Origin of the sequence: Nocardia sp. NPDC006630 (assembly GCF_040611495.1) — a bacterium.
GTDB lineage: Bacteria > Actinomycetota > Actinomycetes > Mycobacteriales > Mycobacteriaceae > Nocardia.
The window spans coordinates 321,761-343,436 of sequence record NZ_JBEXOK010000003.1 but is presented as its reverse complement, the minus strand read 5'-3'; the positions used below and the strand labels follow the sequence as shown (position 1 = coordinate 343,436).

Sequence of the window (21,676 nt, the reverse complement as noted above, 5' to 3'; positions counted from 1 at the left end):
CACCACCGGATATTCGGTTGCCGGCCCGATCGGGGGGTGGTGCCGTCGGCGCTCGTGCGGCGGAATCGGTTGCGGGGGAACGTAGTTGAGTACTGGGGGGTCGGTATTCCCGGCGGGCGCATCAGGCCGCCGGGCGGCCGGTCATGTCCACAGGCTTCAAACTATGACCTTTCCCTCACTGCCCGCGCGAGTCCGACCCGCCGCCATACGATCCGGGGCTGAAGGATGCGGGAAGGCGAAAAGGCCATGGATCGAAATGCGTTCGTCGAAGTGATGAACGAGGCGAGCGGCATGCTGGAGTCCGGACAGGCGCAGGAAGCGCTCGCCCGGCTGACGGCATTCGACAATGCGCTACTGGCGGCGCCGGAACCTCAGGACTACGGCTGGGTCGTGTCCTACCGGTTCCGTTCCGCCTTCGCGGCAGGCGATTTCGCCCAGGCGCTTCATATAGCGGAGAACGGGCCGGCGCGCTTCCCTGCCGATATCCCGCCCGCCACGCTGGCGACCATGTACTCCATGGCCGTGGAGGCCGCCACCCAGCTGGGCCGCGCCGAGAGCGCCGTCACCATGGCCGATCGCTGCATCGACCTGCGGCGCTCCCAGGGCGGGCCCGAAGAGGTGCTGATGGCGGCCATGACCGCCTGCACGCTGCTCGGCGATATCGAAAGACACGATCTGGCAAGCCGATACGCACAGCTGCTGATCACCGAGGGCGAGGGGCACGACGAACACCGTGCCTACGGCTACTACGCCATCTGCGGCGCCATCGAACACGGCGTCGGGGGACACCTGGTCGATATGCTGCGCGGCGGCCACGACTGGCTCACCGCCCACGACAGTGAATTCGCGCGCGAGGCACTGGGATACCTGGAGAACTCCCCGACCGTGCGGAACGCGGCGTCGAGCTTCCCGCCGCCCGCCGAATTCCCGCCCCCGGTGGACCTGTTGCCGCCCGCCGGATTCCCGCAACCCGTGGACCTGCTGCCGCCCGCCGGATTCGCGCAACCCGTAGATCCGTTGCCCCCGGTGGACTTCTCTCCGCTGCTGGACCCGGCCCAGACCGCGCTGCTGCAGGTCTCCGACACCGGCATAGCAGCCGTCTCCGGCCCCAAACAGCCACCCGCCGAACAACTCGCGGGCGGCGAGACGGCGGACGCCCTGCTCGAGGCGCAGCGCCCCGCGGTCGCGGCGGCCGCCTACCGCGCCCTCATCGACGAGGCCATGTCCACCGGCAAACCCGATCCGCTGATCGTCGGCAAATCGGTGCTGGGTCTGCTCATGTCGCTCATCTTCGACAATCAGGTCGGCGAGGCGCACTCGGTGTGGATCGACGAGCAGGGGCCGACCTACCTCGGTGTGTGGGCGCTGGAGAACGGCCAGACCTCCGTGCACGACTCCATTGCCTACAACCTGGTCGCGGCCTTCCTGCACTCGCTCAGCACCGGCGATCGCAATGCCTCCAACCACGCCGTCGACACCCTCATGGGCCGCTGCGTGAACTGGGCCTTCGACAAGGACGCACAGGTGGTGCCCGCCATGCTCAATACCTGGCGCCGGCACCTGTTCGAAATCCACGAGGGCGAACCCGCGCCCGAATACCGCTGGGAGCTCACCCAGGCCGAACAGCGCTGGGGCGGGCCGCTGCCCGAATCCGGTCTGTACTGGATGCGCCCGTACCGCTGGGTCGTCGACTGGGTGTGAGGGCCGGAATCGCTAGGCTGCGTCCCATGGCAACGGAAATCTGGCACAACCAGAAGTGCTCCAAGAGTCGTGCAGCCAAGGCGGTGCTCGAGGAGTCCGGCGTCGACTACGTCGAGCGCCGCTACCTCGACAATCCGCCGAGCGCCGTCGAAATACGGGATGCGCTGGGCAAGCTCGGCCTCGAACCGTGGGAGATCACGCGTACGAGCGAGGCTGAGGCCAAGGAATTGGGCGTATCCGCGTGGGGGAGGACGGCCGCCGATCGGGAGCGCTGGATCGAGGCGCTCGCTGCACACCCGCGCTTGATTCAGCGGCCGATCGTCTTTACGGCAGACGGCAGGGCTCTGCTGGTCCGCGATGACGAAACTCTCGACACGCTGCGCTGACTGAAGTCAGTTCAGGGCGAAGACGGGGAATCCCGGTGCGATGGCGATCAATTCGGCATCGGTGGAGTTCTTGGTGATGCCCTCGAAGAAGCGCCCGACCTCCCATCCCCACCGCTCCAGGTAGGCGCGCAGCACCGGAAGCTTCTCGGCATCGGGGAGTTCGGTGGCGGTGAAGGTCTCCACCTTGCGACCCAGGCGCAGCTCACCCGAACCCGCGACCCGCAGGTTGCGCACCCACTGGGTATGCCCGCGCGGGGCGACCAGATAGCGGGTGCCGTCCGCGGTGCTGAGCAGGTTGACCATGGTGGTGCGCCATTCGCCGCTCTTGCGTCCGCGCACCGCCAGCAGTCGTGAGCCGGCGACACTGATGCCCAGCTTGGGCAGCATATTTGCGATGCGATTCATGATCGGGTCGAGGCCGGTGGGTGTGAGGTAGCGGGTGGCTGTGTCGTTCATAATCTCTTCCTAACTGGATTCGAGAGCGGTGCTCTCTGCTGAGATCAGTGTGCGCGTGAGGTCGTCGAAGTGTCAAGAGCAGTGCTCTCGAATTGAGGCGGTGCTCTGGAATATGGCAGACTGTTCCCATGAGCGTGCCGCGCACCGCCCGCGAACGGGCCCGAGTCGAGATCACCCGTGAGATCACCGATGCGGCCCGGCGTCAGCTCGCCGAATCCGGGGCGCCCGCGCTCTCACTGCGGGCCATCGCGCGGGAGCTCGGCATGGTGTCCTCGGCGCTCTACCGCTATTTCCCGAGCCGGGACGAGCTGCTGACCGCACTGATCATCGAGGCGTACAACGCCATCGGCGCCGCGGTCGAACATGCTGTCGCCGAAGGTGATTCACCCCGGGCGCGGTGGCGTGCGGCGGCAGTCGCGGTGCGGGACTGGGGGATTGCGCATCCACACGAATACGCGCTGCTGTACGGCTCTCCGGTGCCCGGCTACGTGGCCCCGCAGACCACCGTCGGCCCTGCCTCCCGGCTCCCGATCGCCATCGTCGCCATCGTCCGGGAAGCATGGGAGAGCGGGACTCTCACGGTGGCGGGCGACGTGCTGTCCGCCGAACTCATCGCGCAATCGGACGGTCTCGCGGCGCTGATCGCGCCCGGCATGCCCGCCGAGGCGATAGCGCGCAGCGTGGTGGCGTGGACACAGCTGTTCGGCATGGTGAGTTTCGAACTGACCGGGCAGCTCGTGGGCAGCATGGACCCGGCCGGTCCGTTCTTCGACTATGCCGTGGAGATGATGGCCGACGTGGTCGGCCTGCCGCGCTAGCGACTGTGAATCTCCGCCTGTTCCATGGGGAATGGCGGTGTGCCGACGCCGACGATGCGCAGGTTGCCCCACGGGTCGCGCTCCTGGAGCACGCCCCGCGCAGGTGTGCCGCCCGGCAGGGTCAGGAAGACCTGAGTCCGCCCGGGATCCGGCAACTGGACGCCCTCGGGCGCGGAAACCCTGCCGTACCAATGGAAATTGCCGTCGATCGGGTCCAGATGACCGCTCAGGCTCACCGATACGGCGAGTTCCGCACCCGGGGCATCGAGCAGGGCCGGTCCCGAATACTCCGGGGCGGGTGCGGGATCCGGATACTCGCTGTCATCGGGCAGCGGTCTGCGCGAACGCCTCACAGCAGCCCCCGACGCCGCCAGATGCGCTTGCCGAGCGGGCCGATCAGCCCCTGCTTGTCCAGGAACGCACCGAGATTCGCCGCGCCGATCCCCAGCGTGCGCTGAGCGTGCGGATTGGCGCGCGCAATGCGCCGGGCCCCGCGGCCGTCCTCGATGCCCGCGCGCACGTACATGTGCCAGTTGGTCATCAGATGCACGAACAGCGGTGCGGCAATAGCGACACAGAGACGCGTGTACGCCAGTTCCGCCTTCGACATGGTGGGCACCCGGCGCACGAGCGCATCCCGGGCGAAACCGATGTGGCGCGCCTCCTCGGTCACGTGAATCCGCATGGCGCGGGCCACCACCGGCTGCAGTTCGGGATCGTCGAGGGTCTGCCGCTGGATGGCGTCGAAGATCTCCTCGCCGACCAGCGCGCCCACCCACACCATCGATCCGCGCAGGAAGATCTGCAGCGAGCTGATGACCAGACGCTCATAGGGGTTGGGCCAGTACGGCTTTGCCTCCACCTGCTCGATGAGCTTGCCGAACATCATCATGTGCCGGCATTCGTCACCCATCTCGGTGAGCGTGTAGTGCGAATGCCGCGAGGTCGGATTGCCGGACATGAGCTCGCGCAACAGCAATCGATTGAGCAGGTTCTCGAACCAGATGCCCACGGACAGGACATTGGCCAGTTCCTGGCGCGAAAGCTCGCGCTGCTGTTCACGACTGAGCGATTCCCACAGCGGCGTGCCGTAGAGGGAGACGACCTCGGCCGGGAGGAAGAGCTTGTCCGGATCCAGCGGCGCATCCCAGTCGATATCGACGACCGGATCGTAGAACTTCTTCACATGCCCCGTCAGCAAACGCTGAGCGAAGGAATCCTGGGGAAGCAGTGTGGCGTCGTTGCCCATGTCAGCATCCTGATTCATATTACTGGTACACGCTGTTACACTCAGATTAGTGGTACAAGGTGTAACGGTCAATAAGCAGGTGGGTATCGTGAACCGGGTGACCGGAACCAGCGCACGCACACCGCCCGCGACCGCCGATGGCCGCAGCACCCGCTGGAACGGCCACAAAGCCCGCCGCCGCGCCGACATGCTGGATGCCGCACTGAGTGTCATCGAGGCCAATGGCACCGAGATCTCGGTGCAGCAGATCGCCGATCGGCTGAAGGTGCCGCGCCCGGTGGTCTACCGTCACTTCGACGGCCGCGCCGATCTGGACGAGCAGATCCGCCGTCACATCTTGGATTCGCTACTGGCCGAACTACTTCCGCGACTACACCCGGACGGCACCGTGCGTGATGCGGTACGCGGCGCGGTCGGCACCTATGTGGGATGGGTGGAGCGGCACCCGAATCTGCACCGCTTCCTGGCCGCCGGCGATCCGCACGGATCCTCCTCGAGCGCCCTGGCCGGAGCGCGCGATCGCATCGGCGCGCAATTGGCGGACCTGTTCGCCGACACCCTCACCAGTTTCGGTCTCGATCCGAATCGCGCCCGCCCCACGGCCTTCGGCATGGTCGGCTTCGTGGACGGTGTGGTGAACAGCTGGCGGGCCGACGGTGTACTCACCTCCGAGCAGGTCGAGGGCATTCTCACCGAATCCATGCTGGCGCTGATCGAGGGCAATGCGCGCAGTCTCGAGGTGCCGCTCACCCGTGACACCGTGGTCGCCGATCTGGTGGCCCGCACGGAAGCCGCCCGCGCCTGAATTTTGCCGCTGAGGAAATATTGCCATCACGGCAATAATCTGTACGCTGGGTGAGGTGAACGATGGCGACCTCGGGTTGCGGGAGCGGAAGAAGCGGGAAACCCGCCTCGCGCTGAGTCTCGCGACCATCCGGCTCAGTGTGGAGCGCGGCTGGGACAATGTGACGGTGGACGATATCGCCGCCGCGGCGAACGTCTCCGTGCGAACCTTCCGCAACTACTACTCCAGCAAGGCCGAAGCGGTGGCCTCGCGGCATCTCGAGCGCATGCAGCAGGTGGCGGAGGAACTACTGGCGCGCCCGGCGAGCGAATCCCTCTGGGAGGCAATGCCGGCCGCGGTCATCGACCGGTTCGCCCTCGGGCAGGACGTGAGTGCGGCGCCGCCGCAGGACGAGCAGTGGATGGCGGGCATTCGGCTGATGCTGAGCGCACCGGCGGTGCAGGCGGCCATCATGGAAGCCAATGCCGTTGCCCAGCAGGAACTTACGGTAGCCGTGGCCACGCGTACCGGCACCGATCCGGAGCGGGACCTGTATCCGAAGCTGGTGGCGGCGGCGGTCATCGCCGTCTGCGCCGTTGTCATCGATCACATCCAGCGCACCGATCCGCCCGGATTGCTGCTGCCGCTGCTGCTGGAGGCATTCACCGAGCTCGCGGCGGGACTGCCGGAGCCGTAATTCGAAACCTGCTGTCTGTCAGGAGAAGTCATGACCTTCGACGTGATCGTCGCCGGTGCGGGGCCGGTCGGCCTGATGCTGGCGAGCGAGCTCAGCCTGGCCGGAATCCGGCCGCTGGTGCTGGAGCGACTCGACGCACCGAGCCTCGAACCCAAGGCCAACGGCCTGGTCGGCCAGGTGGTGCCGATGATGGACCGGCGCGGTCTGAGCGAAGCGCTCAGCGGTTTTGCCGGAGCGCCGCAACCCAATTCCGCCTACTTCATGTTCGGCGCGCTGGCCCTGGATCTGAGCCTGCTCGAGCACAGCCCCGTCTACAATATGGCCGCGCCACAGCCGCGCATCGTGTCGGTACTGCGCGATCGGGCCGTCGAACTCGGTGTGGAAATCCGCTGGGGCACAGCGATCAGCGGCCTCGCGCAGGACTGTGACGGTGTCACGGTGGATGTTTCGGACTCCGGCGGCACCCATCGACTTCGCGCCCGCTACCTGGTCGGCGCGGACGGTGGGCACAGTCTCGTCCGCAAGATGTCCGGAATCGACTTTCCCGGAATCAGTTACGACCGCACCACCGGTCGCACCGCGCATGCCGCCGTGCCCGCGGACTGGCTCGATCCCGTCACCGGCGCACTGCGCGTACCCGGCTACGGCCCGATCCGGCCGTTCCTGCCGGTGCGCACCGAGCGCGGCGGCTTCGTGTACGCGCCGCTGCCCGGCAATGCGCCCCTGATCAATACCACCGAGTGGGATCAGCCCGAGCCTGCCGAGCCCATGAGCCTCGAGGAAGTGCGCGCCAGCGTCAATCGTGTACTGGGCGCGGATATCCCGATCGGACCGCCGCCGGGTCCGGGGCCGCATCTGCTGCGCCGATTGATCGGCGGCAACACCCGATTGGCCGAACGCTTCCGGGACCGGCGGGTATTGCTCGCCGGGGATGCGGCGCACGTGCTGGTCTTCGGCGGCGGCCCCGGGCTCAATCTCGGCCTGCAGGACGCCATCAATCTGGGCTGGAAGCTGGCCGCCGAGATCAACGGTGACGCACCGGCGGGACTGCTGGACACCTACGACACCGAACGGCGTGCTGCGGCAAGCAGATCCGTGGTCTCCGCGCAGGCGCAGGCGGCGGTGCTCGCACCCGGAGCCGACGTCACCGCATTGCGCGAGGTCTTCGCCGAACTCCTCACCGATCGGCAGACGGTCCAGCGCCTGGCCGATCTCATCGCGGGCTCGGATGTCCGCTACGACATGGGCGATCCGCACCCGCACCCGCTCGTCGGCTACTGCGCGCCCGAACTCGAACTGCACACCGGCGCGGGCACCGTCCGTCTCGCCGAATTGACCAGAACCGCAAGGCCTTTGCTCCTGGACCTCACCGAGGAAGGCGCACTCGCGGATGCCCTGCCGGAGTGGCGCGACCGCGTCGATATTGTCGCGGCCCGCACTTCCGGTGAGGAATCACCCCGAGCGCTGCTACTCCGGCCGGATTGCTACATCGCCTGGGCATCCGACTCAGCCCGCCCCGACGACACCGAACTCGAAACGCTGCGAACAGCTCTCACCCGCTGGTTCGGTGCGGCCTCGCGCAGCGCGACGCCGGTCGGATGATCGCTTATCCCGCTTCCCAGCGCCCCGCCGCGTCCGCGGGGCAACTCGCGCGGCTGCCACGCCTGGTCAAGGCGTGGTAGCTGGTATTCCACAGCCACTCCACCGGTCCGCGCTCGAAGCGGCGCAACCAGAAGTGCGCGAACGCGAGCATGAGGGCGGAAACGATCAAGTAGCAGGCGAGGGTGAACAGCACGCGGGTATCGGGGGAGACCAGCGCGGTGATGCCCAGACCCCAGCCGTAGCAGATGAAGCCCGCCACCAGATTCTGAAGAATGTAGCAGCTCAACGCCATTCGCCCCACCTCGGCCAAGCGGCGGCCGGCGAAGCCCGGAGCGGGGCGGCGGGCGTAGACGTGCGCGACCAGGCCCAGGATGCCCAGCGCCACGAAGGGCGCGATGCCGTAGCGGGTGAGCAGGATCAGATCCCCGCCGCGCATGCCGACGGTGAGATCCAGCGGGGTCGCTACCACGAAGCCGATGATCATGAGCCACTTGCGGATTCGCGCACCGGAGGGCTCGAAGACACCGGCCCGGAACAGGCGCGCTCCCAGCAGGAACAGGGCGATGGACAGGAAGATGATGAAGACCGGTTCCAGGCGGAACAGTGCCGCGTGCTGTACCCGGAACACCACCAGATCCCAGAACGAGCCGTCGGCATAGGGATTCGGATCCAGCGGCGGCGGTGTGGGCGAATGAGGTTTGGGGCGGCTCGATTCCATGCCGATCGCCAGGAGCGTCAGCATGCCGACGTGCACGGCGGCGGTCGCGATCAGCCAGCGCCGCTGCACCCGCGGGCTCGTCGCCAGGATGAATGCCACGATCAGGCCGGTGACCGCATAGCCCATCAGCACATCGAATTCCGCGACGAACAGGAAGTTCACCAGCCCGTCGAGCAGCAGCAGACCCGCCCGCCACGGGTAGGGGCCCGGCCAGGCCCGTCCGGCCCGCACCGCCGAGCGCTGCTGAATAGCCAGCCCGATGCCGAACATGATCGTCAACAGGCCCAGGAATTTGCCCTGCGCCACCTGCTGCAGCGTCCGCTCGACCCAGAACCACACACCCTGCGGCTCATCGTTGCGTGAGATGTAGCCCACCAGCCCGGCGCCATTGGTGAAGATCCAGATATTCGTGCCGAGCGTGCCCAGGATGGCAATGCCGCGCAGCACGTCCAGCGCGGGCAGACGTGTCGAACGCGGTTCGGCCGGAACGGGATTCGCGCTGCCGGCGAGACCGCGCGGTCGCCGCGGCTGCGATCGGGATACCGGTTCGGCCATGGCTGTCATTGTGTCTTCCGGGCAGGTCAGCGCGGATCGACCGCGAGAACGATGCCGGGTACGACCAGCGAATGACCCACCCTGATACCTGACCCGTACCCGGTCGCGCCCGATTCGCGGCCGCGTCGCCTAGGCTCGGGGCATGCAGCGCATCATCGGAATCGAGGTCGAGTACGGCATTTCGACGCCTTCGGAGCCGTCGGCCAACCCGATCCTCACGTCGACCCAGGCGGTCCTCGCCTATGCCGCAGCCGAAGGCGTGCCGCGCGCCAAACGAACCCGCTGGGACTACGAGGTGGAGTCACCGCTGCGCGATGCGCGCGGCTTCGACCTCGGACGCCTCAACGGACCCGCACCGGTCATCGACGCCGACGAGGTCGGCGCGGCCAATATGATCCTGACGAACGGGGCCCGCCTCTACGTGGACCACGCGCACCCCGAATACTCCGCCCCCGAGGTCACCGACCCCCTGGACGCGGTGATCTGGGACAAGGCCGGTGAGCGGGTCATGGAGTCCGCCGCCCGCTTCGCCTCCAGCGTGCCCGGCGCCCCGCGCATGCAGCTGTACAAGAACAACACCGACGGCAAGGGCGCCTCCTACGGCACCCACGAGAACTACCTCATGAGCCGCGATACGCCGTTCAACCAGATCATCATCGGCCTCACCCCGTTCTTCGCCTCCCGCCAGGTGATCTGCGGTTCCGGCCGCGTCGGCATCGGCCAGAACGGCGATACCGCCGGCTTCCAGCTGTCCCAGCGCGCCGATTACATCGAGGTCGAGGTCGGCCTCGAGACCACGCTCAAGCGCGGCATCATCAACACCCGTGACGAACCGCACGCCGACGCCGACAAATACCGGCGGCTGCACGTCATCATCGGCGACGCCAACCTCGCCGAATGGTCCACCTACCTGAAGGTCGGCACCAGCGCCCTGGTACTGGACCTCATCGAGGCCGGCGAGGACCTCTCGGATCTGCAACTGGCCCGGCCCGTCACCGCCGTGCACACCATCAGCCACGACCCGACGCTGCGCGCCACCGTCGCGCTCGCCGACGGCCGCGAACTGACCGGCCTTGCGCTGCAACGCATCTACCTCGACCGCGTCGAGAAGTACATGGACCGCATCGGCAATGACGACGCCCGCGTGCAGGACGTCATCGAGAAGTGGGCCCACGTCCTGGATCTGCTCGAGCGCGACCCCATGGAAACCGCGGACCTGCTCGACTGGACCGCCAAACTCCGCCTGATGGAAGGCATCCGCAACCGTGAGGGCCTGACCTGGGCGGCCCCCAAGCTGCACCTGGTCGACCTGCAGTACTCGGATGTCCGTCTCGACAAGGGCCTCTACAACCGCCTTGTGGCACGCGGGTCCATGCAGCGCCTGGTCTCCGAACAGCAGGTGCTGGACGCAATGACCAACCCGCCCACCGACACTCGCGCCTACTTCCGCGGCGAATGTCTGCGGCGTTTCGGCGCGGATATCGCCGCCGCCAGCTGGGATTCGGTGATCTTCGATCTGGGTGGCGATTCTCTGGTTCGCATCCCCACCCTGGAACCGCGCCGCGGTACCAAGTCGCATGTGGGGAAACTGCTCGACGGCGTACAAACTGCCGCTGAACTGGTGCAACAGCTCACACACTGAGGTTTTTTTCGTCGGGTTCCAGGGGCTCGCCCCTCGTTCTTCCAGGGGTCCGGGGGCGGTGCCTCCGAGGCCTCTGGGATATAGCGGGACGACGTCAATGCGGTTAATCCGGCGTGTTGTCCGTATGGCTGGGTAGTGTTGGGGGACGGGCATCGGATTTTCTCCGGTGCTCGCCGATGATCACAGAGGAGGTCGGCTGCTATGGCACAAGAGCAGACCAAGCGCGCCGGTGGTGGCGACGAGGATGAGGGTCCAGTCGAGGGCGGTGCTGCGGGGCAGGAGCGTCGCGAGAAACTGGCTGAGGAGACCGACGACCTGCTCGACGAGATCGACGATGTCCTCGAGGAGAATGCCGAGGACTTCGTGCGTGCGTATGTTCAGAAGGGCGGCCAGTGACCTCAGGCGACCCCTTGCGTCTCCAGACGGGGTACGCCCTCTCGTCCTTCTCCGAATACCTGCGGCTCAACGCGCCGGAACTGTTGCCAGGCAATAATTTCCGGACCGACGGCGCGCACCCCCTGGGGAGTGCGCCGTCGGATATCGCACCGCACGGCACCACCATCGTCGCGGTCTCCTACCGCGGCGGTGTGCTGATCGCCGGCGACCGCCGGGCCACCCAGGGCAACCTGCTGGCCAGCCGTGACATCGAGAAGGTGTACATCACCGACACCTTCTCCGCGGCGGGCATCGCGGGCACCGCGGGTATGGCCATCGAGATGATCCGGCTGTTCGCGGTGGAGCTCGAGTACTACGAGAAGATCGAGGGCGTCTCCCTCACCTTCGACGGCAAGGCAAACAAGCTCTCGAAAATGGTGCGCGACAACCTGCCTGCGGCCCTGCAGGGCCTGGTCGTGGTGCCGCTCCTGGTCGGCTACGACCCGGACGCCTCCGATCCGGACAGGTCCGGGCGCATCATCTCCTACGACGTGGTCGGTGGCCGCAGCGAAGAGCGATTCGGTTATACCGCTGTCGGTTCCGGCTCCCTGTTCGCCAGGTCCTCGCTCAAGAAGACCTACCGCCGCGGCATCGATCAGGACCAGGCCCTCAGCATCGCGGTCGAGTCCCTGTTCGACGCCGCCGACGACGACACCGCCACCGGTGGTCCCGACACCATGCGGGGCATCTATCCGACGGCGATCGTCATCGATTCCGAAGGCTCCGTTGAGGTGTCGGAGGGTCGGCTGGCCGAGATCACCCGTGAGATCGTGGCCACGCGCGCGGACGAAGAAGGGGGTGCCCGGGCATGACACTGCCGTATTACGCGTCCGCCGAACAGATCATGCGCGACAAGACCGAACTTGCGCGCAAGGGCATCGCACGAGGCCGCAGTGTTGTGGTGCTGGTGTACGACAAAGGTGTGGTGTTCGTCGCCGAGAACCCTTCGGCCACACTGCACAAGGTGAGCGAGCTGTACGACCGCGTCGGCTTCGCCGCCGTCGGCAAGTACAACGAGTTCGAAAGTCTGCGCCGCGGTGGCATTCTGCAGGCTGATCTGCGCGGTTACCAGTTCGACCGGCGCGATGTCACCGGCCGATTCCTGGCCAACCTGTACGCGCAGAGCCTCGGCACCATCTTCACCGATCAGCTCAAGCCGTTCGAGGTGGAGATCTGCATCGCCGAGGTGGGCTATCCGGGGGCAGAACCGAACTCGGTGCTGTACCGGATCAACTTCGACGGATCGATTGTCGATGAGCGCGAATTCGTGGTGATGGGCGGCAATACCGACCCGATCGTCACCGCGCTCAAGGATTCCTACCGGCCGGGCCTGGATCTGCACTCCGCAGTGACGGTGGCAATGCAGGCCCTGCAAAAGTCGGCGCCGGAAAACGCCGACAAGGACAAGAAGCCGACGGGTGGGTCGCAGCTCGAGGTGGCAACCCTCGAGCAGGCCCGGCCGCGGCGGGCGTTCCGCCGCATTACCGGCGGCGCACTGCAGGAGCTGATCACCGGTAAGGCGCAGAGCGCCACCGCGACAGCCGAGGCCGACAAGCCGTCGGCCGGAGATCCCTCGCAGGCCTAGCAAAATCCCGGAATCCCCGGTCACCCACCGCATGTGGGCGATCGGGGATTTCTTTTTCCGGCAGTATCCAGCGCCCGCTGCCACGTTGCACTCGGACCCTCCGAGTGTTTGCACTCTGTACAGCAGAGTGCAAAGGGGCCTTGCTTTTTCGCTGTCTACGGCCGGTGCGACGTTGCACTCAGTGCTAAATCGTTGTGAATACGTTTGCATCGCATGTCCGACACCACCCTTATCGGGCACTACATCGCTGTAATGTCGATAGGGTGCAGCGACGAATCATGGGGATCGAAACCGAATTCGGGGTGACGTGCACCTTCCACGGTCACCGTCGGTTGAGTCCTGACGAGGTGGCCCGGTACCTTTTCCGCCGGGTAGTTTCCTGGGGCCGTAGTTCGAACGTGTTCCTCCGCAACGGTGCCCGGCTCTACCTTGATGTCGGTTCACATCCGGAGTACGCAACGGCCGAGTGCGACAGCTTGGTGCAGCTGGTCACTCATGACCGCGCCGGTGAACGGGTCCTGGAGGATCTGCTCATCGACGCCGAACAGCGTCTTGCCGAAGAGGGCATAGGCGGTGACATCTATCTCTTCAAGAACAACACCGACTCCGCGGGCAACTCCTACGGCTGTCACGAGAACTTCCTCGTGGTGCGTGCGGGCGAGTTCTCCCGGATATCGGATGTGCTGCTGCCCTTCCTGGTGACCCGTCAGCTGATCTGCGGGGCCGGAAAGATCCTGCAGACGCCCAAGGCCGCCACGTTCTGCCTCTCGCAGCGCGCGGAGCACATCTGGGAGGGCGTCTCCTCGGCGACCACGCGGTCGCGGCCCATCATCAACACTCGTGATGAGCCGCATGCCGATGCCGAGAAGTACCGCCGCCTGCATGTGATCGTGGGCGATTCGAATATGGCCGAGCCGAGCACCATGCTCAAGGTCGGCACCGCATCGCTCGTCCTGGAGATGATCGAGGCGGGGGTCGCGTTCCGGGACTTCGCTCTGGACAACCCGATTCGCGCCATTCGTGAGGTCTCGCACGATCTCACCGGACGCCGTCCGGTGCGGTTGGCGGGCGGCCGGCAGGCCAGCGCCCTGGAAATCCAGCGCGAGTACTACGCCCGCGCCGTCGAGCATCTGCGTAATCGCGATCGCGATCCGCAGGTCGACGCGGTGGTGGATCTGTGGGGCCGCACCCTCGATGCCGTCGAGGCGCAGGATTTCGCCAAGGTGGACACCGAGATCGACTGGGTCATCAAGCGCAAGCTGTTCCAGCGCTATCAGGATCGCTACAGCATGGAGCTGTCCGATCCCAAGATCGCGCAATTGGATCTGGCCTATCACGACATCAAGCGCGGCCGCGGCGTCTTCGACCTGCTGCAGCGCAAGGGTCTGGCCAAGCGCATCACCGAGGACGAGGCGGTCGACGCCGCGGTCAATACGCCGCCGCAGACCACCCGCGCCAAACTGCGCGGCGATTTCATCACCGCCGCACAGGAAGCCGGCCGCGATTTCACGGTCGACTGGGTGCACCTCAAGCTCAATGACCAGGCGCAGCGCACCGTGCTCTGCAAGGACCCGTTCCGTTCGGTGGACGAGCGCGTGGATCGGCTCATCGCCTCGATGTAAGACCGCTATTGCGAAGGGCGGCCCGGCATGTCCGGGTCGCCCTACGCGCGCGAGGGTGGCACACACTACTCTCTAACGGGTGGCGATATCCAAGGTCGAGCGGTTGATGAATCTGGTTATCGCGCTGCTGTCCACCCGCCAATTCCTGACCGCCGAGCGGATTCGGGACAGTGTGGCCGGGTACGAGGAGTCCGCGAGTGATGAGGCTTTCAGCCGCATGTTCGAGCGCGACAAGAACGAGCTGCGCGATCTGGGCATACCCCTGGAAATCGGCCCCATCAGCCGGTATTCGGGCGCTGAGGGCTATCGCATCAATCGCGATGCCTACGAGCTACCCGATATCGATCTGACCAGCGCGGAGTCGGCTGCCGTCGCGGTGGCCGTGCAGCTGTGGGAATCCCCGGAACTGGCCGCGGCGGCCGAGGGCGGACTGCTCAAGCTGCGCGCCGCCGGCATCCATCTGGAACCCGATGCGGGTTTCGCCTCGGTGCCCGCGGTCCCCGCCCGCACCCGTGGTTCGGAACCGGTGCTGAGCAAACTGCTCGCCGCGGTCGATGCGGGCCGGTCGGTGCGCTTCCTGCACCGGCAGTCGCACGGTGACCCGATCGAGCGCGATGTGCAGCCGTGGGGTGTGGTCACCCATCACGGCCGCTGGTATCTCGTCGGCTACGACAATGCGCGCAATGCGCAGCGCACCTTCCGGGTCTCCCGGATCGGCGAGGCGGTCACCGAATACGGTCCGGCCAATGCGGTGCACAAGCCCGAGGGCGTGGATCTGCGCGCGGTGGTCGCCGAGGTCACCAGCCAGGCGCCGATCGCGGGTTCGGCGACCGTGTGGGTGGCCGACGGCCGCGGTCAGGAGATCCGCCGGCTCGGCGCGATCCTGGAGGAGCGGGCGCTCGGCGGCCGCGCCGGCGCCATTGTCGAGGTGCCCATCCGCTCGCGCGACTGGCTGGCCCGGCTCATTACCGGATTGGGCGCGGACGCCCTGGTGCTCGCACCGGAAGATCTGCGCGAGAACGTGATTGCGAGGCTCGAGTCGGTGCTGGAGCGGAACGAGGTGTCGGCATGAGCGACGGGGGCGGTGCACGCAAGGATGCCGCGGGCGGTGCGCGCAAAGATGCACAGAGTGCCGCGGACGGGGGACGCGTCTCGAACGGTTCGCGGGAACGCCGGGCCGCGGCGGCCGCCAGCACCCGGCTGTCGGTGCGGCTGTCGCGCCTGCTGAATATGGTCCCGTACTTCCAGGCGCACCCTGGGATCAGCGCCGCCGAGGCGGCCGCGGAACTGGGCGTGACCACCAAACAGCTGATGAGCGACCTGAATCAGCTGTGGATGTGCGGACTTCCGGGCTACGGCCCCGGTGATCTGATCGATCTGTCCTTCTCCGAGGAGAGCATCGAGGTCACCTTCTCCGCCGGTATCGACCGGCCGCTGCGCCTGACCTCGCTGGAGGCCACGGCGTTGCTGGTGGCGCTGCGCTCCATCGCGGACCTGCCCGGCATGGTCGATCCCAGTGCCGCGCATTCGGCCACCGCCAAAATCGAATCCGCCATCTCCGGAACGGAATTCGAGGCGGCTCCGGCTCCGGCCGAGGCGCCGTCGGTGGCGACCGTGCGCACCGCGCTGGCCAAGAATCGCGCGCTGCGCCTGGTCTACTACTCCGCCAGCCGGGACGTCGTCTCCGAACGAGTGGTCGACCCGATTCGTATTGTCCTGGTGGACAACAACAGTTATCTGCAGGCCTGGTGCCGGCAGGCCGAGGGGGTGCGCCTGTTCCGCCTCGACCGCATCGAGGAGGCCACCGAACTCGACGAACCGGCCCGCCCGCCCGCCGAGGCGGCGCTCGACGAGACCGCCGCGCTGGACCTTTTTGTCGGCGATGCGGCGGTCCCGCTGGCGCGCCTGCTGATCGGAGCCGACTACGGCTGGGTGCTCGACCAGTACCAGATGCACCGCGTCGCACTGCATCCCGACGGCAGCATCGAGGCCACCATGCGCTTCGCCACCCTGGACTGGATGGCACGCCTGCTGCTCGGCTTCGGCGGCGGGGTCACCGTACTCGGCCCGCCCGAATTGGTCACCGCGGTGCGGGAGCGTTCGGGTACCGCGCTGGCCGCGTATTCGGCGCTGGCCCAGGACGATCCGGCGGCGTTTCAACTGACCGGTCTCGAGGAGGTCGGTCCCGCTTGAGTGCAGCACAGCGGGTGATGGTGCTCGGCGCGGGCAGTATCGGCGTCTACGTCGGCGGAAAACTCGCCGCGGCGGGCGCGGATGTCACGTTCGTGGGCCGGCCGCGCATGCTCGATGAGCTCGAGATCTCGGGTCTGCGGCTCACCGATCTCGACGGCAATGACGACCGGGTCGAGCCCGCGGCGTTCCGCACGGCGACCGACCCGTCCGGGGCAGCCGACGCCGATCTGATCCTGATCACCGTGAAATCCGCCGGTACCGCCGCGGCCGCGCAGGAACTGGCCGGACTGGTCAAGCCGGGCACCGTCGTGATCAGCCTGCAGAACGGCATCGGCAACGACACCGTCATCCGGGAGATCCTGCCCGCCTGCGTGGTGCTGGCCGGAATGGTGATGTTCAATGTCGTGCATCACGAGAACGGCCGATTCCATCGCGGCACCACGGGCGGTATCGCCGTCGCCGATGACGCGGTGCTGAACCGGTTCGGGCCCACCCTGCACAAATCGGGCCTCGGCTGGAAGCGGCATCCGGACCTGCTGCCCGTGCAGTGGGCGAAGCTGCTGCTGAATCTGAACAATCCCATCAATGCCCTGTCCGGTCGTCCGCTGCGCGAGGAGCTGGGCACCCGTGACTACCGCCGCTGTCTGGCGCTGGCCCAGCACGAGGCGCTGAAGGTCATGACGGCCGCGCGCATCACACCCGCCCGGCTCACCGCGCTGCCGCCCGAGGCCATGGTGCGGTTGCTGACCGTTCCCGACGGCCTGTTCCGCCGGGTTGCCGGTCGGGTGCTGGCCATCGACCCGGTGGCCCGCTCCTCCATGGCCGACGACTTGGCGGCGGGTCGCAAGACCGAGATCCCTTGGCTCTGTGGTGAAATCGTGAGCCTGGGTGCCATGGTGGGTTTGCCCACCCCGGTGAACCAGCGCCTGATCGAACTCGTGACAGCTGCGGAGAACGGTGACCGTCGCACCTGGTCGGGGCCGGAGTTGCTGGCACAGCTGAGTGCCGTGAGCCGCTCCGGGTCTTGACGCCGCCGCCGGGCATATGCATGTCCGGTAGCATCTGAAACACCACAGTCTTTGGAGGTAGGAAATGACAGGCGCCATCAGCCCGTGGCACTTGGTGATCGTCGCGCTGATTTTCTTGCTGTTCTTCGGCTCGAAGCGCATGCCCGACGCGGCTCGTAGCCTCGGCCGGTCGATGCGGATCTTCAAGAGCGAAGTCAGCCAGATGCAGAACGAGGCCAAGACGGGCGAGGCCGCTCCCGAGGCGCCCGCCGCCCCGCAGCAGCAGCTCCCCGCGGCTGCACCCGTACAGGCGCAGCCGGTTGTCGCACCGCAGCCCGTGAACGTCGACAAGCCGCAGGTCTGACACCATTCGATGCCGGGGTGAGTTCATGCTCATCCCGGGTCAAGCGTTGTCCGGGTCCGGGGCGTTCACTCGCAGCGAGGCAGTCACACACACATGCGTATTCCGTTCGACCCCAGGCGTAGCCGCCGCCGCACCAATCCCGACGGCACCATGTCGCTCGTGGATCATCTGGCGGAGCTCCGGTATCGGTTGCTCATCGCACTGGCCGCCATCTCGGTCACCACGCTGTTCGGTTTCTACTGGTATTCGCACACCATCTTCGGGATCGAGAGTCTCGGGCATGTGCTGACCGGGCCGTACTGTGCCCTTCCGGCGGACCGCCGAGCCAATCTCAGCCCCGACGGGGCGTGCCGATTGCTGGCTACCGCACCTTTCGAGCAGTTCATGCTGCGCCTCAAGGTCGGTGCGACCGCGGGTGTCGTGCTGGCCTGCCCGGTGTGGCTGTACCAGCTGTGGGCGTTCGTCACGCCCGGGCTGTACTCGAAGGAGCGCAGGTATGCGATCACCTTCGTCACCGCCGGAGCGGCGCTGTTCGTCACCGGTGCGGTGCTCGCGTATATCGTTGTCGCCCATGCCCTGAGCTTCCTGCTGACCATCGGTGACGGCACTCAGATCACCGCGTTGAGCGGTTCGCTGTACTTCGGTTTCATCATCAAATTGCTCGTGGTGTTCGGCGTGAGTTTCGAGACGCCGCTGCTCATCGTGGGGCTGAACTTCCTCGGTGTGCTCACCTACGAGCGGCTGACCAAGTGGCGGCGCGGGCTGATCTTCGGCCTGTTCGTCTTCGCCGCGATCGTCACCCCGCAGGACCCGTTCTCCATGCTGGCGCTGGCGCTGGCGCTGACCGTGCTGTTCGAGATGGCCGTGCAGATCGCCCGCATCAATGACAAGCGCAAGGCGCGCAATGCCGAGAACTGGAGCAATCTCGCCGACGACGAGGCCTCGCCGCTCGGTGACAAGGACAACTTCGACCACGGCGTGACACCCGTCGAGACTCCACAGCCGGTTCCCACGGCCGCGCCGGAGAAAACAACGGGCAGCCTGTCGGATTACTCCGATACCCTCTGACGGTGACATCAAGGTCGCTTACTGGCGAACTGGCGGCATTCGCCGCCGAGCTGAAATTCGAGCTGGATCCGTTCCAGCTGACCTCGTGTGAGGCGCTCGCGGGCGGGCACAGTGTGCTCGTCTGCGCGCCCACCGGCGCCGGCAAGACCGTGGTGGGGGAATTCGCCGTCCACCTGGCGCTGGCCTCGGGCGGCAAATGCTTCTATACGACGCCCATCAAGGCGCTGTCGAACCAGAAGTTCGCCGATCTGACGGCCCGGTACGGGCGCGAGACGGTGGGCTTGCTCACCGGTGACCAGTCCATCAATCCGCACGCCTCCGTCGTGGTCATGACCACCGAGGTGCTGCGGAATATGATCTACGCCAGTTCCGATGCGCTACAGGGACTCTCGTATGTGGTGATGGACGAGGTGCACTACCTGGCGGACCGGTTCCGCGGTGCGGTGTGGGAGGAGGTCATCCTGCACCTGCCGCCCGAGGTGCGGCTGGCCTGCCTGTCGGCGACGGTCAGCAATGCCGAGGAATTCGGCGCGTGGATGGAGACGGTGCGCGGCGATACCGCGGTCATCGTGGACGAGACCCGGCCGGTGCCGCTCTCGCAGCACGTGCTGGTCGGGCGGCGCATGTTCGATCTGTTCGATGCGAAGTCCAGCGATAAGAAGGTGCTGGTCGACGAGGATCTGGTGCGCTTCATCAAGCAGCGCGAGGCCGCCGACCGCCAGGAGCACTTCGGGGTGCCCGGGCGCGGTCGCGGCGGGCCGCGGCGGTTCTTCCGTCCGGTGCCGCGGCCGGAGGTGATCGCCCGCCTCGACGAGGAGCGACTGCTGCCGGCCATCACCTTCATCTTCAGCCGTGCGGGCTGCGACGGTGCGCTGCAGCAGTGCGTGCGCTCGCGGCTGGACCTCACCCGTGACGACGATCGCGCGGAGGTCGACGCGATCATCGAGAAGCACACCGGTGAGCTGCCGCGCGGTGATCTCGAGGTGCTGGGCTACTGGGAGTGGCGCGAGGGGCTGCACCGCGGGTTCGCGGCGCATCACGCGGGCATGCTGCCGGCCTTCCGGCATACGGTCGAGGAGCTGTTCGTGCGCGGCCTGGTGCGCGCCGTATTCGCCACGGAGACACTGGCTCTGGGCATCAATATGCCCGCGCGCACGGTGGTGCTGGAACGGCTGGTGAAGTTCAACGGCGAGACCCATGCGGAACTGACACCGGGGGAGTACACGCAGCTCACCGGTCGTGCGGGCCGGCGTGGCATCGATGTCGAGGGCCACGCGGTGGTCATGTGGAATCCCGAACTCGACACCAGTGCGGTGGCCGGATTGGCTTCCACGCGTACCTATCCGCTCAAGAGTTCGTTCCGGCCCGGGTACAACATGTCGATCAATCTGGTCGACCGGATGGGCGCGGAGGACGCACGGCGACTGCTGGAGCGGTCCTTCGCACAGTTCCAGGCCGACCGGTCGGTCGTGGGCCTGGTGCGCGGCATCGAACGCAATGAGGCACAGCTGAGCAAGCTGCGCTCCCAACTGGGCGATGACGATTTCCTGGAGTACTTCCAACTGCGCGAACGCATTCGGGGCCGGGAACGCGCCATCGAGAACCAGGGCCGCACCGACCGCCGCTCCGCCGCCGTGTCCGCACTGGCCGGGCTGCGGCGCGGTGATGTGGTGGCGATTCCGGCGGGACGTCGCCAGGGACTTGCCGTGGTGCTGGAACCGGATCAGACGCCGGGGGATCCGCGCCCGCTGGTACTCACCGAGGACAAATGGGCGGGCCGGGTCTCGGCCGCCGATTTCCCGACCCCCGCGCAATCGCTGGGGCATCTGCGCCTGCCGCGGCACGTCGATCACCGGACCTCCCGGGTCCGCCGGGATCTGGCCTCGGCGCTGCGCAGCACCGGCATCGTGGTGCCCGGGGGCAAGCGCGGCGGCAAGAAGTCCAAGGCCGCCGACGACCATGAGCTGCAGGCACTTCGGCGTGCCCTGCGCAACCATCCGGCACACGAGCGCCCGGATCGGGAGCAGCTGGCGCGCCTGGGTGAACGCTACAACCGCACCGAACGCGAGACCGAGTCCATGCGCAAGGAAGTGGCCTCGACGACGAATTCGCTGGCCCGCACCTTCGATCGCATTCTCGGGCTGCTGGGAGAACGCGGTTATGTCGAGGACGGTGAGGTGACCGCCGACGGGCGGCGGCTGGCACGCATCTACGCCGAAGCCGATCTGGTGGTGGCCGAATGCCTGCGCGAAGGTCTGTGGCGTGGTCTGGGTCCGGCCGAATTGGCGTCGGTGGTGTCGATCCTGGTATTCGAATCGCGCCAGGAGGGTGGATATCTCGGCGCCTCCGGCCCGACCGCGCCCATTCGCCGGGCGGTCGACGCGACGATCGGGGTCTGGACGCAATTGCGGTCCGACGAATCCCGGCATCGGCTGCCCCCGACCCGGGAGCCGGACCTCGGTTTTGTCAACGGCATCCATTCCTGGGCGCGCGGTGACGACCTCGCCGACGCCCTGCTCACCAGTGGGGATCGCGGAAACCCGCTCTCCGCGGGCGATTTCGTGCGCTGGTGCCGGCAGATCATCGACATGCTGGATCAGATCCACAACACCGCCGATGACGTGGAGGTCGCGGCCACCGCGTCCAAGGCGGTCAAGGCAATTCGGCGGGGTGTCGTCGCGGTGGACGCGGCGTAGCCAATCGGTCTGTGCTTTGATTCTGTAAGACGTACCGACCGCGGTGGGCTCACGAGCGTGTTCCTGCTCGGGGGGCTAGCGTGTGTACATCGGATTGC

21 protein-coding genes are annotated in these 21,676 nt (G+C 66.8%); 17 read left to right on the top strand and 4 right to left on the bottom strand.

The window, feature by feature from the left end; all coding sequences use genetic code 11:
• Positions 1–225 precede the first annotated feature (225 nt).
• Positions 226–1,701, top strand: coding sequence for a hypothetical protein (locus tag ABZX86_RS09705; RefSeq protein ID WP_355121855.1), 1,476 nt, complete (start codon positions 226–228; stop codon positions 1,699–1,701).
• 26 nt (positions 1,702–1,727) lie between these two features.
• On the top strand, positions 1,728–2,087 hold the full coding sequence (locus ABZX86_RS09700; protein WP_355121853.1) for an arsenate reductase family protein: 360 nt from the start codon (positions 1,728–1,730) through the stop codon (positions 2,085–2,087).
• Between the two features lie 6 nt (positions 2,088–2,093).
• Here the strand turns inward: ABZX86_RS09700 and ABZX86_RS09695 are convergent, their stop codons facing one another.
• The gene (locus ABZX86_RS09695; RefSeq protein WP_355121851.1) at positions 2,094–2,543 is read right to left on the bottom strand and encodes a nitroreductase family deazaflavin-dependent oxidoreductase; all 450 of its coding nucleotides are present in this window, start codon (positions 2,541–2,543) and stop codon (positions 2,094–2,096) included.
• Between the two features lie 128 nt (positions 2,544–2,671).
• On the opposite strand from ABZX86_RS09695, the gene ABZX86_RS09690 reads away from it, so the two are divergent.
• On the top strand, positions 2,672–3,361 hold the full coding sequence (locus ABZX86_RS09690) for a TetR/AcrR family transcriptional regulator (protein WP_355121849.1): 690 nt from the start codon (positions 2,672–2,674) through the stop codon (positions 3,359–3,361).
• Here ABZX86_RS09690 and ABZX86_RS09685 read toward each other — a convergent pair.
• Together ABZX86_RS09685 and ABZX86_RS09680 are read right to left on the bottom strand one after the other, a co-directional pair.
• A complete protein-coding gene (locus tag ABZX86_RS09685) occupies positions 3,358–3,714 on the bottom strand; it encodes a DUF4873 domain-containing protein (RefSeq protein ID WP_355121847.1) in 357 nt (118 codons plus the stop codon). The genes ABZX86_RS09690 and ABZX86_RS09685 overlap by 4 nt on opposite strands.
• The gene (locus ABZX86_RS09680; RefSeq protein ID WP_355121845.1) at positions 3,711–4,610 is read right to left on the bottom strand and encodes a diiron oxygenase; all 900 of its coding nucleotides are present in this window, start codon (positions 4,608–4,610) and stop codon (positions 3,711–3,713) included. The genes ABZX86_RS09685 and ABZX86_RS09680 overlap by 4 nt, the downstream gene beginning before the upstream one ends.
• Before the next feature lie 49 nt (positions 4,611–4,659).
• Here ABZX86_RS09680 and ABZX86_RS09675 point away from each other — a divergent pair, with 49 nt between their 5' ends.
• Genes ABZX86_RS09675 through ABZX86_RS09665 form a run of 3 tightly spaced genes read left to right on the top strand, consistent with a single transcriptional unit; the run spans position 4,660 to position 7,693 of the window.
• Positions 4,660–5,415, top strand: a complete 756-nt coding sequence (locus ABZX86_RS09675; protein WP_355121843.1) for a TetR/AcrR family transcriptional regulator — start codon at positions 4,660–4,662, stop codon at positions 5,413–5,415.
• 55 nt (positions 5,416–5,470) lie between these two features.
• The gene (locus ABZX86_RS09670) at positions 5,471–6,091 is read left to right on the top strand and encodes a TetR family transcriptional regulator (protein ID WP_355121841.1); all 621 of its coding nucleotides are present in this window, start codon (positions 5,471–5,473) and stop codon (positions 6,089–6,091) included.
• Positions 6,092–6,121: 30 nt separating this feature from the next.
• Positions 6,122–7,693 carry an FAD-dependent monooxygenase gene (locus ABZX86_RS09665; protein ID WP_355121839.1) on the top strand — a complete coding sequence of 524 codons (1,572 nt, stop codon included), beginning with the start codon at positions 6,122–6,124 and terminating at the stop codon, positions 7,691–7,693.
• 4 nt (positions 7,694–7,697) lie between these two features.
• Here ABZX86_RS09665 and ABZX86_RS09660 read toward each other — a convergent pair whose 3' ends face one another.
• A complete protein-coding gene (locus ABZX86_RS09660; protein WP_355121837.1) occupies positions 7,698–8,966 on the bottom strand; it encodes a DUF418 domain-containing protein in 1,269 nt (422 codons plus the stop codon).
• Between the two features lie 142 nt (positions 8,967–9,108).
• On the opposite strand from ABZX86_RS09660, the gene dop reads away from it, so the two are divergent.
• The 11 genes from dop (at position 9,109) to ABZX86_RS09605 (ending at position 21,578) form a co-directional block, all read left to right on the top strand.
• Positions 9,109–10,608, top strand: coding sequence for a depupylase/deamidase Dop (dop, locus tag ABZX86_RS09655; RefSeq protein WP_355121835.1), 1,500 nt, complete (start codon positions 9,109–9,111; stop codon positions 10,606–10,608).
• Positions 10,609–10,809: 201 nt separating this feature from the next.
• Complete coding sequence (locus tag ABZX86_RS09650) at positions 10,810–11,004, top strand: ubiquitin-like protein Pup (RefSeq protein WP_297615508.1); 195 nt, start codon at positions 10,810–10,812, stop codon at positions 11,002–11,004.
• Positions 11,001–11,855: a proteasome subunit beta gene (prcB, locus tag ABZX86_RS09645; RefSeq protein ID WP_327139832.1), complete on the top strand. Its 855-nt coding sequence runs from the start codon at positions 11,001–11,003 to the stop codon at positions 11,853–11,855. Before ABZX86_RS09650 ends, prcB begins: the two co-directional genes overlap by 4 nt.
• Complete coding sequence (prcA, locus tag ABZX86_RS09640) at positions 11,852–12,628, top strand: proteasome subunit alpha (RefSeq protein ID WP_355121832.1); 777 nt, start codon at positions 11,852–11,854, stop codon at positions 12,626–12,628. Before prcB ends, prcA begins: the two co-directional genes overlap by 4 nt.
• Positions 12,629–12,891: 263 nt before the next feature.
• Positions 12,892–14,250, top strand: coding sequence for a Pup--protein ligase (gene pafA / locus ABZX86_RS09635; RefSeq protein WP_327139830.1), 1,359 nt, complete (start codon positions 12,892–12,894; stop codon positions 14,248–14,250).
• Between the two features lie 79 nt (positions 14,251–14,329).
• Positions 14,330–15,322, top strand: coding sequence for a YafY family protein (locus ABZX86_RS09630; RefSeq protein ID WP_355121830.1), 993 nt, complete (start codon positions 14,330–14,332; stop codon positions 15,320–15,322).
• A gap of 128 nt (positions 15,323–15,450) precedes the next feature.
• Complete coding sequence (locus tag ABZX86_RS09625; protein WP_355122595.1) at positions 15,451–16,443, top strand: YafY family protein; 993 nt, start codon at positions 15,451–15,453, stop codon at positions 16,441–16,443.
• Positions 16,444–16,460: 17 nt separating this feature from the next.
• Positions 16,461–17,471: a 2-dehydropantoate 2-reductase gene (locus ABZX86_RS09620; protein WP_355122594.1), complete on the top strand. Its 1,011-nt coding sequence runs from the start codon at positions 16,461–16,463 to the stop codon at positions 17,469–17,471.
• Between the two features lie 64 nt (positions 17,472–17,535).
• Positions 17,536–17,814: a Sec-independent protein translocase subunit TatA gene (gene tatA / locus ABZX86_RS09615; RefSeq protein ID WP_355121828.1), complete on the top strand. Its 279-nt coding sequence runs from the start codon at positions 17,536–17,538 to the stop codon at positions 17,812–17,814.
• 93 nt (positions 17,815–17,907) lie between these two features.
• Positions 17,908–18,882 (top strand): twin-arginine translocase subunit TatC, encoded by a 975-nt coding sequence (gene tatC, locus ABZX86_RS09610; RefSeq protein WP_355121826.1) that lies wholly within the window; start codon positions 17,908–17,910, stop codon positions 18,880–18,882.
• 2 nt (positions 18,883–18,884) lie between these two features.
• Positions 18,885–21,578: an RNA helicase gene (locus tag ABZX86_RS09605; RefSeq protein WP_327139826.1), complete on the top strand. Its 2,694-nt coding sequence runs from the start codon at positions 18,885–18,887 to the stop codon at positions 21,576–21,578.
• Positions 21,579–21,676: the final 98 nt, after the last annotated feature.

Coding starts and splice junctions, on each gene's coding strand:
- ABZX86_RS09705 (WP_355121855.1), top strand. CDS start 226: ATGCGGGAAGGCGAAAAGGCCATGGATCGAAATGCGTTCGTCGAAGTG.
- ABZX86_RS09700 (WP_355121853.1), top strand. CDS start 1,728: ATGGCAACGGAAATCTGGCACAACCAGAAGTGCTCCAAGAGTCGTGCA.
- ABZX86_RS09695 (WP_355121851.1), bottom strand. CDS start 2,543: ATGAACGACACAGCCACCCGCTACCTCACACCCACCGGCCTCGACCCG.
- ABZX86_RS09690 (WP_355121849.1), top strand. CDS start 2,672: ATGAGCGTGCCGCGCACCGCCCGCGAACGGGCCCGAGTCGAGATCACC.
- ABZX86_RS09680 (WP_355121845.1), bottom strand. CDS start 4,610: ATGGGCAACGACGCCACACTGCTTCCCCAGGATTCCTTCGCTCAGCGT.
- ABZX86_RS09665 (WP_355121839.1), top strand. CDS start 6,122: ATGACCTTCGACGTGATCGTCGCCGGTGCGGGGCCGGTCGGCCTGATG.
- ABZX86_RS09660 (WP_355121837.1), bottom strand. CDS start 8,966: ATGGCCGAACCGGTATCCCGATCGCAGCCGCGGCGACCGCGCGGTCTC.
- dop (WP_355121835.1), top strand. CDS start 9,109: ATGCAGCGCATCATCGGAATCGAGGTCGAGTACGGCATTTCGACGCCT.
- ABZX86_RS09650 (WP_297615508.1), top strand. CDS start 10,810: ATGGCACAAGAGCAGACCAAGCGCGCCGGTGGTGGCGACGAGGATGAG.
- prcA (WP_355121832.1), top strand. CDS start 11,852: ATGACACTGCCGTATTACGCGTCCGCCGAACAGATCATGCGCGACAAG.
- ABZX86_RS09620 (WP_355122594.1), top strand. CDS start 16,461: ATGGTGCTCGGCGCGGGCAGTATCGGCGTCTACGTCGGCGGAAAACTC.
- tatA (WP_355121828.1), top strand. CDS start 17,536: ATGACAGGCGCCATCAGCCCGTGGCACTTGGTGATCGTCGCGCTGATT.
- tatC (WP_355121826.1), top strand. CDS start 17,908: ATGCGTATTCCGTTCGACCCCAGGCGTAGCCGCCGCCGCACCAATCCC.